The sequence below is a fragment of the Pseudomonas sp. NS1(2017) genome, assembly GCF_002269425.1.
Lineage (GTDB): Bacteria > Pseudomonadota > Gammaproteobacteria > Pseudomonadales > Pseudomonadaceae > Aquipseudomonas > Aquipseudomonas reactans.
In genome coordinates, this window is record NZ_CP022960.1 from 2906934 (window position 1) to 2920456 (window position 13523).

A 13523-nucleotide genomic window follows, 5' to 3' on the forward strand; every position below is an offset into this window, starting at 1 on the left:
GGAGCCCGAACCCCATGGCTGAAATCCTCGCGCTGCGTGACGCGGTGAAGCAATTTGTGAACGACGGCGACACCGTCGCACTGGAAGGCTTCACCCATCTGATCCCTACGGCAGCGGGTCATGAAATCATTCGTCAGGGCAAGAAAGATCTGACGCTGGTGCGTATGACACCTGACCTGATCTACGACCAGTTGATCGGTGCCGGTTGCGCCCGCAAGCTGATTTTCTCCTGGGGCGGCAACCCGGGTGTGGGCTCCTTGCATCGCCTGCGCGACGCGGTCGAGAAGCAATGGCCGCAACCGCTGGAAATCGAAGAACACAGCCACGCCGACCTGGCCAATGCCTACGTTGCCGGCGCCTCCGGCCTGCCCTTCGCGGTGCTGCGTGCCTACGCCGGTTCCGACCTGCCCAAGGTCAACCCGCTGATCAAGACCGTGACCTGCCCATTCACTGGCGAAGTGCTGGCGGCGGTGCCGTCGGTGCGTCCGGACGTCACCGTGATCCATGCGCAAAAGGCTGATCGCAAGGGCAACGTTTTGTTGTGGGGCATCCTCGGTGTGCAGAAAGAGGCGGCTCTGGCGGCCAAGCGTTGCATCGTCACCGTCGAAGAAATCGTCGATGACCTGAATGCGCCGATGAACAGTTGCGTATTGCCGACCTGGGCACTGACGGCGGTGTGTCATGTGCCAGGTGGCGCACACCCGTCCTACGCCCATGGCTACAACGAGCGCGATAACCGCTTCTACCAGGCGTGGGACCCGATCGCCCGCGACCGTGGGACTTTTACAGCCTGGATCAACGAATACATCCACGGCACTGCCGACTTCACCGAATTCCAGGCCAAACTGGCCACCGCGCAGGAGGCCAAGTAATGGCTTACTCGACCAATGAGATGATGACCGTCGCCGCCGCGCGCCGCCTCAAGAATGGCTCCGTGTGCTTCGTCGGCATCGGCCTGCCGTCCAAGGCGGCCAACCTGGCGCGCCTGACCTCGTCGCCAGATGTGGTGCTGATCTACGAATCCGGTCCGATTGGCGCCAAACCGTCGGTATTGCCGCTGTCCATCGGTGATGGCGAACTGGCGGAAACCGCCGACACCGTCGTGCCGACCGGTGAAATCTTTCGCTATTGGCTGCAAGGCGGGCGCATCGATGTGGGCTTCCTCGGCGCAGCCCAGGTCGACCGTTTCGGCAACATCAACACCACCGTGGTCGGTGATTACCACCAGCCTAAAGTGCGCCTGCCGGGTGCCGGTGGCGCGCCGGAAATTGCCGGTTCGGCCAAGAGCGTGCTGATCATCCTCAAGCAGTCGGCGCGTTCGTTTGTCGACAAGCTCGACTTCATCACCTCGGTCGGTCATGGCGAAGGCGGCGACTCGCGTCAACGCCTGGGGCTGCCGGGCGCCGGTCCTGTAGGGATTATTACTGACCTGTGCATCATGGAGCCGGAAGCGGGCACCCATGAGTTCGTGGTCACCGCGCTACACCCTGGGGTGACCCGTGAGCAGGTGGTGGCCGCCACCGGCTGGGCAATTCGTTTTGCTGACCAGGTCGACACCACCGCCGAACCGACTGATGTGGAGCTGACCGCCCTGCGTGACCTTGAAGCACGTACCGCGGCCGCCCATGGCCAAGCGCCTGGAGAAGCCTGATGCACGACGTATTTATCTGTGATGCCATCCGTACCCCCATCGGCCGTTTCGGCGGGGGATTGTCCACCGTTCGTGCGGATGACCTGGCAGCGCTGCCGATCAAGGCGCTGATCGAGCGCAACCCTTCGGTGGATTGGACTGCCGTCGATGAAGTGTTCCTCGGCTGCGCCAACCAGGCCGGTGAAGACAACCGCAACGTGGCGCGCATGGCGTTGTTGCTGGCGGGCCTGCCAGAGAGCATTCCAGGCGTGACCCTCAACCGCTTGTGCGCCTCGGGCATGGACGCCATCGGCACCGCCTTCCGCGCGATTGCCAGTGGTGAAATGGAGCTGGCGATTGCCGGTGGCGTCGAGTCGATGTCCCGCGCGCCCTTCGTGATGGGCAAGGCCGACGCGGCGTTCTCGCGCAACATGAAGCTTGAAGACACCACCATCGGCTGGCGCTTTATCAACCCGTTGATGAAGGCCCAGTACGGCGTGGATGCAATGCCGCAGACGGCCGACAATGTGGCCGACGACTACAAGGTGTCCCGCGCCGACCAGGACGCTTTTGCCCTGCGCAGCCAGCAACGTACCGCTGCTGCCCAAGCCGCCGGGTACTTCGCTGAAGAAATCGTGCCCGTACGCGTCGCCCATAAAAAAGGCGAAACGCTGGTGGAACACGATGAACATCCACGGGACACCACGCTGGAAGCCCTGACGAAGCTCAAGCCCGTGAACGGCCCAGACAAAACGGTCACTGCCGGCAACGCCTCGGGTGTTAACGACGGCGCCGCCGCGTTGATCCTGGCCTCAGCCGAAGCCGTCAAAAAGCATGGCCTGACCGCCCGCGCCCGCGTGTTGGGCATGGCCAGCGCCGGTGTCGCGCCGCGTGTGATGGGCATTGGCCCGGTGCCGGCCGTGCGCAAGCTGGTGGAGCGTCTTGGCCTGGCCGTGACCGATTTCGATGTGATCGAACTCAACGAGGCCTTCGCCAGCCAAGGCCTGGCCGTGCTGCGTGAACTGGGCATTGCCGACGACGCGCCGCAGGTCAACCCGAACGGCGGCGCCATCGCCCTCGGCCACCCGCTGGGCATGAGCGGCGCGCGGCTGGTGCTGACGGCCCTGCACCAACTCGAAAAAACCGGCGGCAGCAAAGGCCTGGCGACCATGTGCGTGGGCGTCGGCCAAGGCTTGGCCCTGGCGATTGAACGCATCTAATAAGAGAGGACTGCGCCATGAGTGACAAGCCTGGATACCGGCGCCCGCAAGCGGGCACTCAACCTGATTACCTGCACCCGGCCTACCAGTCGACGAACCTGCGTTCGCCGTCCCAGCCGTTGGTGTTCCTGCCCCATTCTTTGTCGGAAATCACCGGCCCGACCATCGGCGCTGAGCGCGTCAACGAGAAGGACAACGACCTCACGGCCCAGCATGAAGGCGAGCCCCAGGGCGAACGCATCATCATTCATGGCCGCGTGCTCGACGAAAACGGTTTGCCGGTGCCGGGCATTCTGGTGGAAATATGGCAAGCCAACGCCGCCGGTCGCTACAACCACAAGCGCGACCTGCACGACGCGCCGCTGGACCCGAACTTCACCGGTACCGGCCGCACCGTCACCGACGCCGATGGCTGGTACCAGTTCCAGACCATCAAGCCTGGCGCCTACCCGTGGGGCAACCACCACAACGCGTGGCGCCCGGCGCATATCCACTTTTCGCTGTTCGGCCCGAGCGTGCTCACGCGGTTGGTCACGCAGATGTACTTCCCCGGCGACCCGCTGCTGGAATACGACCCGATCTACAACTGCGTGCCGGACACTTCGGCCAAGCAACGTTTGATCGCCAGCTTTGACCTGGAAAAAACCATTCCTTCCTATGCCCTCGGCTACCGCTGGGACATCGTCCTGCGCGGCCGCGACGCCACGCCGATGGAGAAATGAGATGACACTCAACGCGACCACGTCCCACACCGTCGGGCCGTATTACCACATCGGCCTGACCTGGCTGAACCGCGAAGACCTGACCGTGGGCGCCACCCTCGGCGAACGTGTGGCGATCAGCGGGCAAGTGGTGGATGGCAATGGCGATGTCGTCAACGACGCCATGCTTGAAGTCTGGCAGGCCAATGCCGCCGGTAAATATGACCACCCGGAAGACGAGCAGGACAAAGCCGTCGACCCGAACTTCGAAGGTTTCGGCCGGGTGCCGGTGGATGCCGAAGGGCGGTTTCGCTTTACCACCATCAAGCCGGGGGCGGTTCCTGGCCTGAAAGGCACCACCCAGGCGCCACACCTGGTGGTGCTGGTGTTTGCCCGTGGTTTGGTGAAGCACTTGCTGACACGGATTTATTTTGATGGCGAAGCGCTGAATGGGGATGACCCGTTGCTGGCGTGTGTGCCTGCAGAGCGTCGCAGTACCTTGATTGCTCAGCAGGATACGGCCGGGGTGTATCAGTGGAATGTGATTTTGCAGGGCACAGATAAGGAAACGGTGTTCTTCGATTATTGAGGCTTCCTGTAGGAGCGAGCTTGCTCGCGAAAAGCCTGAGAGCGCCGCATTCATTCAGGCTGCCCGCGTCATCGTTGGCGATTTTCGCGAGCAAGCTCGCTTCTACAGAGATGAGGCTTCAGGCAACACCCATCCAAAAGTCTGCTTGCATGACATGGTTGTTGCAAAGTATGTCTAGGCTACACACGTTCCCACTGAGTGAAAAATCATGACAACAACAACCAGTCACTACACCGGAGAAGAACGCAGCAAACGGATTTTTGCGATCGTCGGGGCATCCTCCGGCAACCTCGTCGAATGGTTTGACTTCTACGTTTACGCCTTCTGCGCCATTTACTTTGCCCCGGCGTTCTTCCCGTCGGACGACCCCACGGTCCAACTGCTCAACACTGCCGGTGTGTTCGCCGCCGGCTTCCTGATGCGACCTATCGGCGGCTGGCTGTTTGGCCGTGTGGCTGACAAGCACGGGCGCAAGAATTCGATGATGATCTCGGTGCTGATGATGTGCGCCGGTTCCCTGGTCATCGCCTTCCTGCCCACCTACAAAGACATCGGCGCGTGGGCCCCGGCGTTGCTGTTGGTGGCGCGCCTGTTCCAGGGCTTGTCGGTGGGTGGCGAGTACGGCACCACCGCGACCTACATGAGTGAAGTCGCGCTCAAGGGCCAGCGCGGTTTCTTCGCCTCGTTCCAGTACGTGACCCTGATCGGCGGGCAACTGCTGGCGGTGCTTGTAGTGGTGATCCTGCAACAGATCCTCACCGAAGAAGAATTGCGCGCCTGGGGCTGGAGGATTCCGTTCGTGATCGGCGCCATTGCGGCGGTGATCTCCCTGTTGCTGCGTCGCACCCTCAAGGAAACCACCAGCAAGGAAATGCGCCAGGACAAGGACGCCGGTAGCGTGGCCGCGTTGTTCCGCAACCACAAGGCGGCCTTCATCACCGTGCTCGGCTACACCGCCGGCGGCTCGCTGATTTTCTACACCTTTACCACCTACATGCAGAAATACCTGGTGAACACGGCCGGGATGCACGCCAAGACCGCCAGCTACATCATGACCGGCGCGCTGTTCGTGTACATGTGCATGCAGCCGCTGTTCGGCATGCTCTCGGACAAGATCGGCCGTCGTAACTCCATGCTTTGGTTCGGTGCGCTCGGCACCTTGTGCACCGTGCCGATCCTGCTGACCCTGAAAACCGTGACCAACCCGTTCCTGGCCTTTGTGCTGATTTCCCTGGCCCTGGCCATCGTCAGCTTCTACACCTCCATCAGCGGCCTGGTGAAAGCGGAAATGTTCCCGCCTCACGTGCGTGCCCTGGGTGTCGGCCTGGCCTATGCGGTGGCCAACGCGATCTTCGGTGGTTCGGCGGAATACGTGGCCCTGGGCCTCAAATCCATGGGCATGGAAAACACTTTCTACTGGTACGTCACCGGCATGATGGCGGTGGCCTTCCTGTTCAGCCTGCGCCTGCCGAAACAGGCAGAGTACTTGCACCACGACCTATAAGGGACGCGTTATGACACTGCGCACGAGCAATCAATTGTTCGACGCTTACTTCACGGCGGGCAGCATGGCCGAGGTGTTCTGTGACCAGGGACGCTTGCAGGGCATGCTGGATTTTGAAGCGGGGTTGGCCCGGGCCCAGGCCCAGGTCGGCTTGATTCCCCAGGCCGCCGTTGCACCGATTGCCCAGGCGTGCCTGGCCTCGCTGTACGACGTGGATGCCCTCGGCGTGGCGATTGCCACGGCGGGGAATTCGGCGATTCCGCTGGTGAAGGCGCTGGGCAAGTTGATTGCCAGTGAAGATGCCGGGGCCGAACGCTATGTGCATCTGGGGGCGACCAGCCAGGATGTGATGGACACCGGCCTGGTGCTGCAACTGCAGCGTGCGGTGGGGTTGATCGAGGCGGATTTGGTGCGTCTGGGCGACATTCTTGCCGCCCAGGCCCAGCGCTATACCGGCGTGCCGTTGGCCGGGCGTACCTGGTTGCAGCATGCAACACCGGTCACCCTGGGGATGAAAATCGCCGGTTGGTTGGGCGCGGTCACCCGCAATCGCCAGCGTCTGGCGCAACTGAAACCGCGTTTGCTGGTGCTGCAATTCGGTGGTGCATCCGGAACCTTGGCAGCGCTTGGCGAACAGGCCATGCCGGTGGCCGAAGCGCTGGCGGCTGAGTTGCAACTGACCTTGCCCGAACAACCTTGGCACACCCAACGGGATCGTTTGGTGGAGTTCGCCAGCGTCCTCGGTTTGATCGCCGGCAGCCTGGGCAAGCTGGGCCGTGATATCAGCTTGTTGATGCAGACCGAAGCCGCCGAGGTGTTTGAGCCGTCCGCACCGGGCAAGGGCGGTTCGTCCACCATGCCGCACAAGCGCAACCCGGTAGGCGCTGCGGTGCTGATCAGCGCCGCTACCCGCGTGCCGGGCCTGGTCTCGACGATGTTCAGCGCCATGCCCCAGGAGCACGAACGCAGCCTGGGCCTGTGGCACGCCGAATGGGAAACCCTGCCGGAGATCTGCCGTTTGGTCTCCGGTGTGTTGCAACAGGCGTTGCTGGTGAGCGAAGGCTTGGAAGTCGACCCGCAGCGCATGGCACAAAACCTCGACCTGACCCAAGGCCTGGTATTGGCCGAAGCCGTCAGCATCGTGCTTGCCCAGCGCCTGGGCCGCGAAACCGCGCACCATCTGCTGGAGCAGTGCTGCAAGCGTGCCGTCGCAGAGGGTCGTCACCTGCGTGCGGTATTGGCGGATGAGCCACAGGTCACCGCCGAGCTGTCTGCAACAGAATTGGACCGTTTGCTCGATCCCGCCCACTACCTGGGCCAGGCCCACACTTGGGTCACCCGCGCCGTAGCCGAACACTTTGCTTGAGGAGACCATCGTGGCCTTTGTAAAACTCGCCGAGGGCGAACTGCATTACCAATTGGATGGGCCCGAGGATGCGCCGGTGCTGGTGCTCTCCAACTCGTTGGGCACCGACCTGCACATGTGGGACATCCAGGTCCCGGCTTTCACCCAACATTTTCGTGTGCTGCGTTTCGATACCCGTGGCCATGGCAAGTCCCTGGTCACTCCAGGCCCCTACAGCATCGAGCAACTCGGTCAGGATGTGATCGCACTACTGGATGCGTTGGATATACAACGCGCGCATTTCTGCGGGCTGTCCATGGGGGGGCTGATTGGCCAATGGCTGGGCATCCATGCAGGCCTACGTCTGCAGCGCCTGGTGGTGTGCAACACCGCCGCCAAGATCGGCACACCCGAGGTGTGGAACCCGCGCATCGAGATGGTGCTGCGCGATGGCGCAGCGGCGATGGTGGCGCTGCGCGATGCATCGATTGCACGCTGGTTCACCGCAGACTTTGCGGCGGCCAACCCGCACCAGGCCAAGCAGATTACCGACATGCTGGCGGCCACTTCACCCGAAGGTTATGCCGCCAACTGCGCCGCGGTGCGTGATGCGGATTTCCGTGAGCAACTGGCTTCAATCAAAGTCCCGACCCTGGTCATTGCCGGCACTGAAGATGCGGTCACACCGCCGGCCGGCGGTCACTTTATCCAAAACCATGTGCAGGGTGCCGAGTACGCTGAGTTCTATGCGGCGCACCTGTCCAATGTGCAGGCCGGTGCGGCGTTCAGCGACTGCGTCATTGAATTTTTGCTGGCCCGCTGAGGAGCTTTTTGTGGACGAGAAACAACGTTATGCCGAAGGCCTGCAAGTGCGCCGCGAAGTGCTGGGCGACGCCCATGTCGATCGCAGCCTCAATGCCCTGACCGAATTCAACAGCGAGTTCCAGGAAATGATCACCCGCCATGCCTGGGGTGACATCTGGACCCGTCCCGGCCTGCCCCGGCACACCCGCAGCCTGATCACCATTGCCATGTTGATCGGCATGAACCGCAGTGAAGAACTCAAGCTGCACCTGCGCGCCGCCGCCAGCAATGGCGTGACCCGTGCCGAGATCAAGGAAGTGCTGATGCAAAGCGCAATCTACTGTGGGATCCCGGCGGCGAATGCGACGTTCCACTTGGCGGAGTCGGTGTGGGATGAGTTAGGCGTTGAGTCGCAAGGTTAACGCCTGGATCTGCTGACACGTGTCCTCCGTAGAGCGTCAATCAAAGTATCGGGTACGTAGTGATTCTCCCATTTCTTGGTGAAGGGCATTTTCATTAAACGGATCGGGGTTGGTATCGGTTGGCGGTGTTGCCGGATCATTGTCAAAGTCAAACGGGGTGGCGTCGGTGGGTAAGCCCACGGCTTGACGTTCAATATTGGCTTCGTTTTCGGTTGTACCTGGCAGCACGGTGCCATTTCTGCCGTTATAGGCATGCGACATCTCGTGGTACAAGTAGCTGACGGGGTGGTTCTTATGCGTTCCGTTATTCACATATGAACGATTGTATTGCAGCGCTCCATGAGTCAGAGGTGTGCCTCGCACACCATTTTTTATAACGCCCAAGTCTGGGTCTTCTGCTGAGTGAGGTTCAATCCCGTCTTTGACTTTTTGATCAAAATGCGAGTTTCTGCCCATATAAAAGCTATTGTCTTCGGATTCTACTTCTATTATGTTTAGTGGCACACCGATGTTATTTGTTGAGGCATCAAATTCTTTAAGCATTTGCTGTCCGGAGGGCGACGCACGCAACATCTCCAAGTCATCCTCAACTCGCTGTTTGAACTCAGGGGAGCCCTCGATTTTAATGCCCGTTTTGCCGACGTTTTCGTAAACAATGGGAATGAACGTTGCTTCGGTTTTTTTCTGAATCAAGTCGGTGGGTTTTGCATAAATCAGATCTTCAACATTTTCCGAAATGATGCTGTCCTTTCCATCGCCCGCATAGAATGTGCTACGACCTATACCTTTCAGTGTGTCGTCACCCAAACCGCCGTTCATCACTGAGTGCGCGCTTCCACCGCTAATCGAATCGTTTCCTGCACCACCGTCCATGTAGACTGGATTGGCATCAGGTCCTACATACCCTATCAGACGATCATTACCGTTGTTGCCGTACAGGACGCCTTTGCCACGCCCGGCGTAAATGCAGTCATCACCGTCGTTGCCTTCGGCGTAACCTGTACCCCGGCCTAAGCGAATAGTGTCATTACCTGCGCCACCGAAGATTCGAGTAGTGCCGCCACCCGCCGTTATGTCGTCATCCCCATCCCCACCTTCGACAATGATTTCGTAATCAACGTCATCGTCAATTTTGACTGTGTCATCGCCTCCCTGAGTTTGAATGACTATTTTTTGATTGGTTCGGCGTTCTTCGCTGGGTTTGATGGAATAAGTCTGATCGTTTACTTGTACATTAAGAGTGCCATCCTTCCCTTTACTGATATGTACAATGTCTGCGTTATTGCCAGTTTTTATTACCAGGGCATCGTTCGTCAGCTGGTTTGAGAAACGTTTGTCTTCAGGGTAGCGAACAGTGCGCTCTCTGGTGATGTCTACGTTGCTGTCGCTGTATAAGGGGTTGTATTCGATGCGGGTAGTGCTGAAGGGGCGTTGGTCGGTTGTGAGCCTGGATTTGCCGGCATAATGAGAAGGAATAAGAGGTTTGTTTGATTTGGCATTGAGTTTGTTTTGATTCTCTATATAGTCCGGGTCTACGTAGGTTCTCTTATTTCCATCGATCGCTACAGGGGGCGCGGGATTGTTTTTCAGCGTTTGTTGAGTTGCCTGCTTCGGCTCCTGTAGCTTTATTGGATGTGGGGGGAGAGTACTTACACGCTGAGTTAGCATCATGGGTGGTTTTCTGTAGTCTGCTAGGAATTATTCAACCTCTAGGTGGTTTGTTGTAGCGGAAAAGTTCCAACGGTGTGTAGTTGGATTCAGCTCGCTTAGTGGGAGTCGGCGTCCCACACCCAATTCCACACGCCTGGCAGATGCACCTCTTTACTCACATCCTTGACCGTACGCGCCAGCGCCGCGCGCTGAAGTTGTGCTGTGTCGGTGTAGAAGGGCTCGGCGGCAGTCTTCATGCCGTTGATCCGGGCGCTGTCCAGCAGGATCTGCAAGTACTCCTGCATATGCCGCGCGGTGTAGCGGTTGATGTCGTGGAAGGTCACCACCACCGGAATCACACCGTCCACCGTTGGCAACTCACCCAACGCAATGCGCTCGCGCACCACCGACAGTTGCCGATATAAATTGGCTCGGCGGCGCGGGCTGCCGTTGAAGCCCCAGATCTTGCCGTCATTGGCGCTCAGGTCCGTCAGCAATACGTGCATGCCATGGCGCTGGTAGGCGGCGAAGGTGCGGCGGTCGTAATTCCAGAACGGCGGGCGCACCAGCACCGGCGGCGCGCCTGTGATCGCAGCAATATCGGCGGCGCCTTGGCTGAGGGTGCGTTCCAGTTCGGCATCGTTTAGCCAGCGGTGGTTTGTGTGAAACCCCGTGGCCGTGTGGAAGGCCAGGACGTGACCGGCCGCATACTCGCGCTGCATGGTCTTGCGGCCCCGTGCGCTGCCGCCGGACCGGGCTGCTTCGGTCTGCAAGAAGAACACCGCCTTGATCCCCGGCAGCACCGGGTTCTGCGCCAAGTCGGCGATCACCGACCGGCTCGGGTTGTTGTAGCCCGACGCGCTGGGGCCGTCATCGAAGGTCAGCAGGAAACGGATCGGTGCCTGGGCTTGCAGGCGCTGCTCGGTTTGCGGCGTAAGGGCAATGGGCGCGCCGATGCAGCCGCTGAGGCTCAGGGCCAGGGCTAGCAGGGCGGACGCATAAGCGAAGGATTTCATGGTGTGCGCGGGCTCGAATGAAAGCCGCTGCTGATTCAGCTCAGCAGCGGCAGGCGCGCACCATACAGCAAGGTCAATGATGGTTTACAGCAGGCTTATCGGGTAACTGACGATCAACCGGTTTTCGTCGAACTCATTGTTGCTGTAGTCGCGGCGCATGCTGGAGTTACGCAGGCGCACATTGAGGTTTTTGGCCACGCCGCTTTGCACGGTATAGCCCACTTCGGTTTCGCGGCCCCATTCCTTGCCGTCGGTGATGGTGCCGGTGTGCACGTTACTGCCACTGATGTAGCGGTTCATCAGGGTCAGGCCGGGCACGCCGAGGGCGGCGAAGTTGTAGTCGTGACGTACTTGCCAGGATTTTTCCTGGGCGTTGTCGTAGCTGCTGTTGTAGCTGTCGTTGGCCAGGGTGCCGCCGCTGGTGCCGTTGACACGCATCCACGCGCTGTTGCCGGTGAGTTTCTGCAGGCCCACGTAGAAGGTGTTGCCGCCGTATTTGGCGGAGAACAGGCCGGACCAGGTCTTGTTGTCCAGGTCGCCGGCACGGGCGCTGCCGTCGTCCTTGCCGTAGAAGAAACCGAGGTTGGCGCCCAGGGTCCAGTCGCCGATAGGCTGGCTGTGGATCAGGTTGACGAACTGCTGGCTGTAGATGTCCTTGAGTTGGGCGTTCCACAGGCCGATCTGGGTGCGTTTGTCGTTGAACGCGTATTCGCCGCCCTGAAAGTTGAAACGGTCCGAGGTGAAGGCGGTTTTACCGAACATCGACATGTCCGTCATGCTGCTGTCGTCGCGCGGGCTGTTGGCGCGGAACTGGCCGCCGTAGAGGGTCAGGCCATCGATTTCTTTCGAGGTGATTTGCCCGCCGCGCAGGGTTTGCGGCAGGGAGCGGCCATCGTCCGAGCGCAGGATCGGCAGCACCGGCATCCACTCGCCGACCTTCACTTCCGTCTTGGAAATACGCGCCTTGAACGCCACCCCGAGACGCCCGAATTCATCCGCCGGGCGGCCATCACGGTCCAACGGCAACAGTTGAGTACCCCCGGTGCCGCGTCCGCCATCCAGTTTCAACGAATACAACCCCAGCACATCCACGCCAAACCCCACGGTGCCCTGGGTAAAGCCAGACTTGGCGTCGAGGATGAAACTCTGCGTCCATTCCTGCGCGCCGCCCTGGGCCTTGGTGGGGTTGGTGTAGTTGCGGTTGAAGAAGAAGTTGCGCAGGTTGAGGTTGGCGCTGGCGTCTTCGAGAAAGCCGTGCTCTTCGGCGGTGACGGGCAAGGCAAGGCCGGTGAAAGCGGTAAGCAACAACAGGTCGCGGGCGTTGAGGGGGCTCATGATGTCAGGTCTCTCTAATTGTTAGGGATGAAGCGGGGCACTGCCGCAATTCGAGGTTGCAGACACGGGCCGGATCATTAGGTCAAACGGCTTGAGTCAGCCGTAGGGAAGGGGGCGTTGGGTCATGATTGGCGTACCTGTTGTTATTGGTTTTTGCAGGTGCGGGCTATGGTGCGGTGCTTGTGTGGCGAGATTCAATTGAACGGAAAGAGTTTTGGGCGATTATCGAACGAAAGCGCTGCGCACGTTTTTTATGCAATTACGCGCGCGAAAGGCTGATTTCAGTCTGCGCGCCAGGCGCGAAGTAGCCCGATGAACTGTTGCGCGACGTCGGACAAGGGGCGGTCGGTGGGGGTCGTCAACCCGACCGGGGCACGCAACAACGGGCTGGCGAAAGGTAGCGCACGTACGATGTTCAGGCGCAGGTCCAAGTCGATCACGCCGCGTTGTACGAACCACACGGCATCGTAGTCGTGTACGTAGACCCGCGAGAATGTCTCGCTCAGCGACTCCAGAATCTGAAATCCGCTGGCCGCGCCGTTGGACAACAGGAAGTTGTCGACACTGATGCGTACCAGAGTGCCTTGCGGCGAAGCCAGCAGCACGTAGGGCAGCAGGTCCGCGAGCACCAGGTGTTCGCGGCTGGCCAGTGGATGACCCTTGCGCACTACCACCAGCAGTTCCTCTTCGTACAGTGCTTCAAACGCGACCCCTAGCATGTCCCGGCCGATCAGACGGCCCACGATCAGGTCGATTTCGTGGGTGCGCAGGCGACCCACCAGAAAATCGTAGACGCCGGACAGTACTTGAATTCGCACATGAGGGAAGCGTTCACGCATTTTCTCGACCACGGGGGCGAGCATGTAGCCGGCAGCGGTAGGCAGCGCGCCGATGCGCAACAGTTGCGGAGCTTGCGTGGCCAACTGCGCCTGGTCCAGGGCCTGGTTGAAACTGGCCAGGGTCTGCACGGCATGTTGGTGGAAAGCCTCACCGGCCGGAGTGAGGCGTACGCCTTTGCGGCCACGTATCAACAACTGCACAGCCAGTTCCTGCTCCAACTCCTTCATGCTTTTGGATACGGCGGACAGGGTGATGTGCAGCAGCTTCGAGGCGGTGACGAGGTTTCCGGAACCGACCACGGCGACAAAAACCCGCAGATGACGAAGATTGATCGGTGATTGGCTCACAGTGGGAATACCTGGTTAATCAACCTCCAGGTTAATCAGGTCGGTAATTTATATCAATTTAATCAACCAAAAGTTTGTTTTAGCATCGTTTTGCCGATCAATTTTCATTTTTCGAGGGTA

The 13523-nt window shown here is 60.0% G+C and carries 13 protein-coding genes; 9 read left to right on the top strand and 4 right to left on the bottom strand.

The features are described from left to right. Nucleotides 1-14 precede the first annotated feature (14 nt). The 9 genes from CI807_RS13710 (at nucleotide 15) to pcaC (ending at nucleotide 8215) form a co-directional block, all read left to right on the top strand. Nucleotides 15-872, top strand: a complete 858-nt coding sequence (locus CI807_RS13710; protein WP_010212331.1) for a CoA transferase subunit A — start codon at nucleotides 15-17, stop codon at nucleotides 870-872. Beyond that, nucleotides 872-1651 carry a CoA-transferase subunit beta gene (locus tag CI807_RS13715; protein ID WP_095015017.1) on the top strand — a complete coding sequence of 260 codons (780 nt, stop codon included), beginning with the start codon at nucleotides 872-874 and terminating at the stop codon, nucleotides 1649-1651. The genes CI807_RS13710 and CI807_RS13715 overlap by 1 nt, the downstream gene beginning before the upstream one ends. Further along, on the top strand, nucleotides 1648-2850 hold the full coding sequence (gene pcaF / locus CI807_RS13720; RefSeq protein ID WP_177409628.1) for a 3-oxoadipyl-CoA thiolase: 1203 nt from the start codon (nucleotides 1648-1650) through the stop codon (nucleotides 2848-2850). The genes CI807_RS13715 and pcaF overlap by 4 nt, the downstream gene beginning before the upstream one ends. A gap of 17 nt (nucleotides 2851-2867) precedes the next feature. Continuing rightward, on the top strand, nucleotides 2868-3572 hold the full coding sequence (gene pcaH / locus CI807_RS13725; protein ID WP_016975086.1) for a protocatechuate 3,4-dioxygenase subunit beta: 705 nt from the start codon (nucleotides 2868-2870) through the stop codon (nucleotides 3570-3572). Nucleotide 3573: 1 nt separating this feature from the next. Next, on the top strand, nucleotides 3574-4140 hold the full coding sequence (gene pcaG, locus CI807_RS13730; RefSeq protein ID WP_095015019.1) for a protocatechuate 3,4-dioxygenase subunit alpha: 567 nt from the start codon (nucleotides 3574-3576) through the stop codon (nucleotides 4138-4140). Between the two features lie 208 nt (nucleotides 4141-4348). After that, the gene (locus tag CI807_RS13735; protein ID WP_016975088.1) at nucleotides 4349-5644 is read left to right on the top strand and encodes an MFS family transporter; all 1296 of its coding nucleotides are present in this window, start codon (nucleotides 4349-4351) and stop codon (nucleotides 5642-5644) included. A 10-nt stretch (nucleotides 5645-5654) separates the two neighbouring features. Continuing rightward, nucleotides 5655-7010 carry a 3-carboxy-cis,cis-muconate cycloisomerase gene (locus CI807_RS13740; protein WP_095015020.1) on the top strand — a complete coding sequence of 452 codons (1356 nt, stop codon included), beginning with the start codon at nucleotides 5655-5657 and terminating at the stop codon, nucleotides 7008-7010. A gap of 10 nt (nucleotides 7011-7020) precedes the next feature. Beyond that, the gene (pcaD, locus tag CI807_RS13745) at nucleotides 7021-7812 is read left to right on the top strand and encodes a 3-oxoadipate enol-lactonase (protein WP_095015021.1); all 792 of its coding nucleotides are present in this window, start codon (nucleotides 7021-7023) and stop codon (nucleotides 7810-7812) included. Between the two features lie 10 nt (nucleotides 7813-7822). Then, the gene (pcaC, locus tag CI807_RS13750; RefSeq protein WP_095015022.1) at nucleotides 7823-8215 is read left to right on the top strand and encodes a 4-carboxymuconolactone decarboxylase; all 393 of its coding nucleotides are present in this window, start codon (nucleotides 7823-7825) and stop codon (nucleotides 8213-8215) included. A 36-nt stretch (nucleotides 8216-8251) separates the two neighbouring features. On the opposite strand, the gene CI807_RS13755 is transcribed toward pcaC, so the two are convergent. The 4 genes from CI807_RS13755 to CI807_RS13770 all read right to left on the bottom strand — a co-directional run bounded on the left by CI807_RS13755 (nucleotide 8252) and on the right by CI807_RS13770 (nucleotide 13403). Next, entirely contained in the window at nucleotides 8252-9886 is a 1635-nt protein-coding gene (locus CI807_RS13755; RefSeq protein WP_095015023.1) for a M91 family zinc metallopeptidase, read from the bottom strand. 95 nt (nucleotides 9887-9981) lie between these two features. Next, nucleotides 9982-10881 (bottom strand): polysaccharide deacetylase family protein, encoded by a 900-nt coding sequence (locus CI807_RS13760; protein ID WP_095015024.1) that lies wholly within the window; start codon nucleotides 10879-10881, stop codon nucleotides 9982-9984. Nucleotides 10882-10965: 84 nt separating this feature from the next. Then, nucleotides 10966-12216 (bottom strand): OprD family porin, encoded by a 1251-nt coding sequence (locus tag CI807_RS13765; protein ID WP_095015025.1) that lies wholly within the window; start codon nucleotides 12214-12216, stop codon nucleotides 10966-10968. Nucleotides 12217-12497: 281 nt separating this feature from the next. After that, the gene (locus CI807_RS13770) at nucleotides 12498-13403 is read right to left on the bottom strand and encodes a LysR substrate-binding domain-containing protein (RefSeq protein ID WP_095015026.1); all 906 of its coding nucleotides are present in this window, start codon (nucleotides 13401-13403) and stop codon (nucleotides 12498-12500) included. Nucleotides 13404-13523 lie beyond the last annotated feature (120 nt).

Excerpts from the sequence above, each read along its gene's own strand:
- CI807_RS13710 (WP_010212331.1), top strand. The coding sequence starts at position 15 with ATGGCTGAAATCCTCGCGCTGCGTGACGCGGTGAAGCAATTTGTGAAC.
- pcaH (WP_016975086.1), top strand. The coding sequence starts at position 2,868 with ATGAGTGACAAGCCTGGATACCGGCGCCCGCAAGCGGGCACTCAACCT.
- pcaG (WP_095015019.1), top strand. The coding sequence starts at position 3,574 with ATGACACTCAACGCGACCACGTCCCACACCGTCGGGCCGTATTACCAC.
- CI807_RS13715 (WP_095015017.1), top strand. The coding sequence starts at position 872 with ATGGCTTACTCGACCAATGAGATGATGACCGTCGCCGCCGCGCGCCGC.
- CI807_RS13755 (WP_095015023.1), bottom strand. The coding sequence starts at position 9,886 with ATGATGCTAACTCAGCGTGTAAGTACTCTCCCCCCACATCCAATAAAG.
- CI807_RS13735 (WP_016975088.1), top strand. The coding sequence starts at position 4,349 with ATGACAACAACAACCAGTCACTACACCGGAGAAGAACGCAGCAAACGG.
- CI807_RS13760 (WP_095015024.1), bottom strand. The coding sequence starts at position 10,881 with ATGAAATCCTTCGCTTATGCGTCCGCCCTGCTAGCCCTGGCCCTGAGC.
- CI807_RS13740 (WP_095015020.1), top strand. The coding sequence starts at position 5,655 with ATGACACTGCGCACGAGCAATCAATTGTTCGACGCTTACTTCACGGCG.
- CI807_RS13765 (WP_095015025.1), bottom strand. The coding sequence starts at position 12,216 with ATGAGCCCCCTCAACGCCCGCGACCTGTTGTTGCTTACCGCTTTCACC.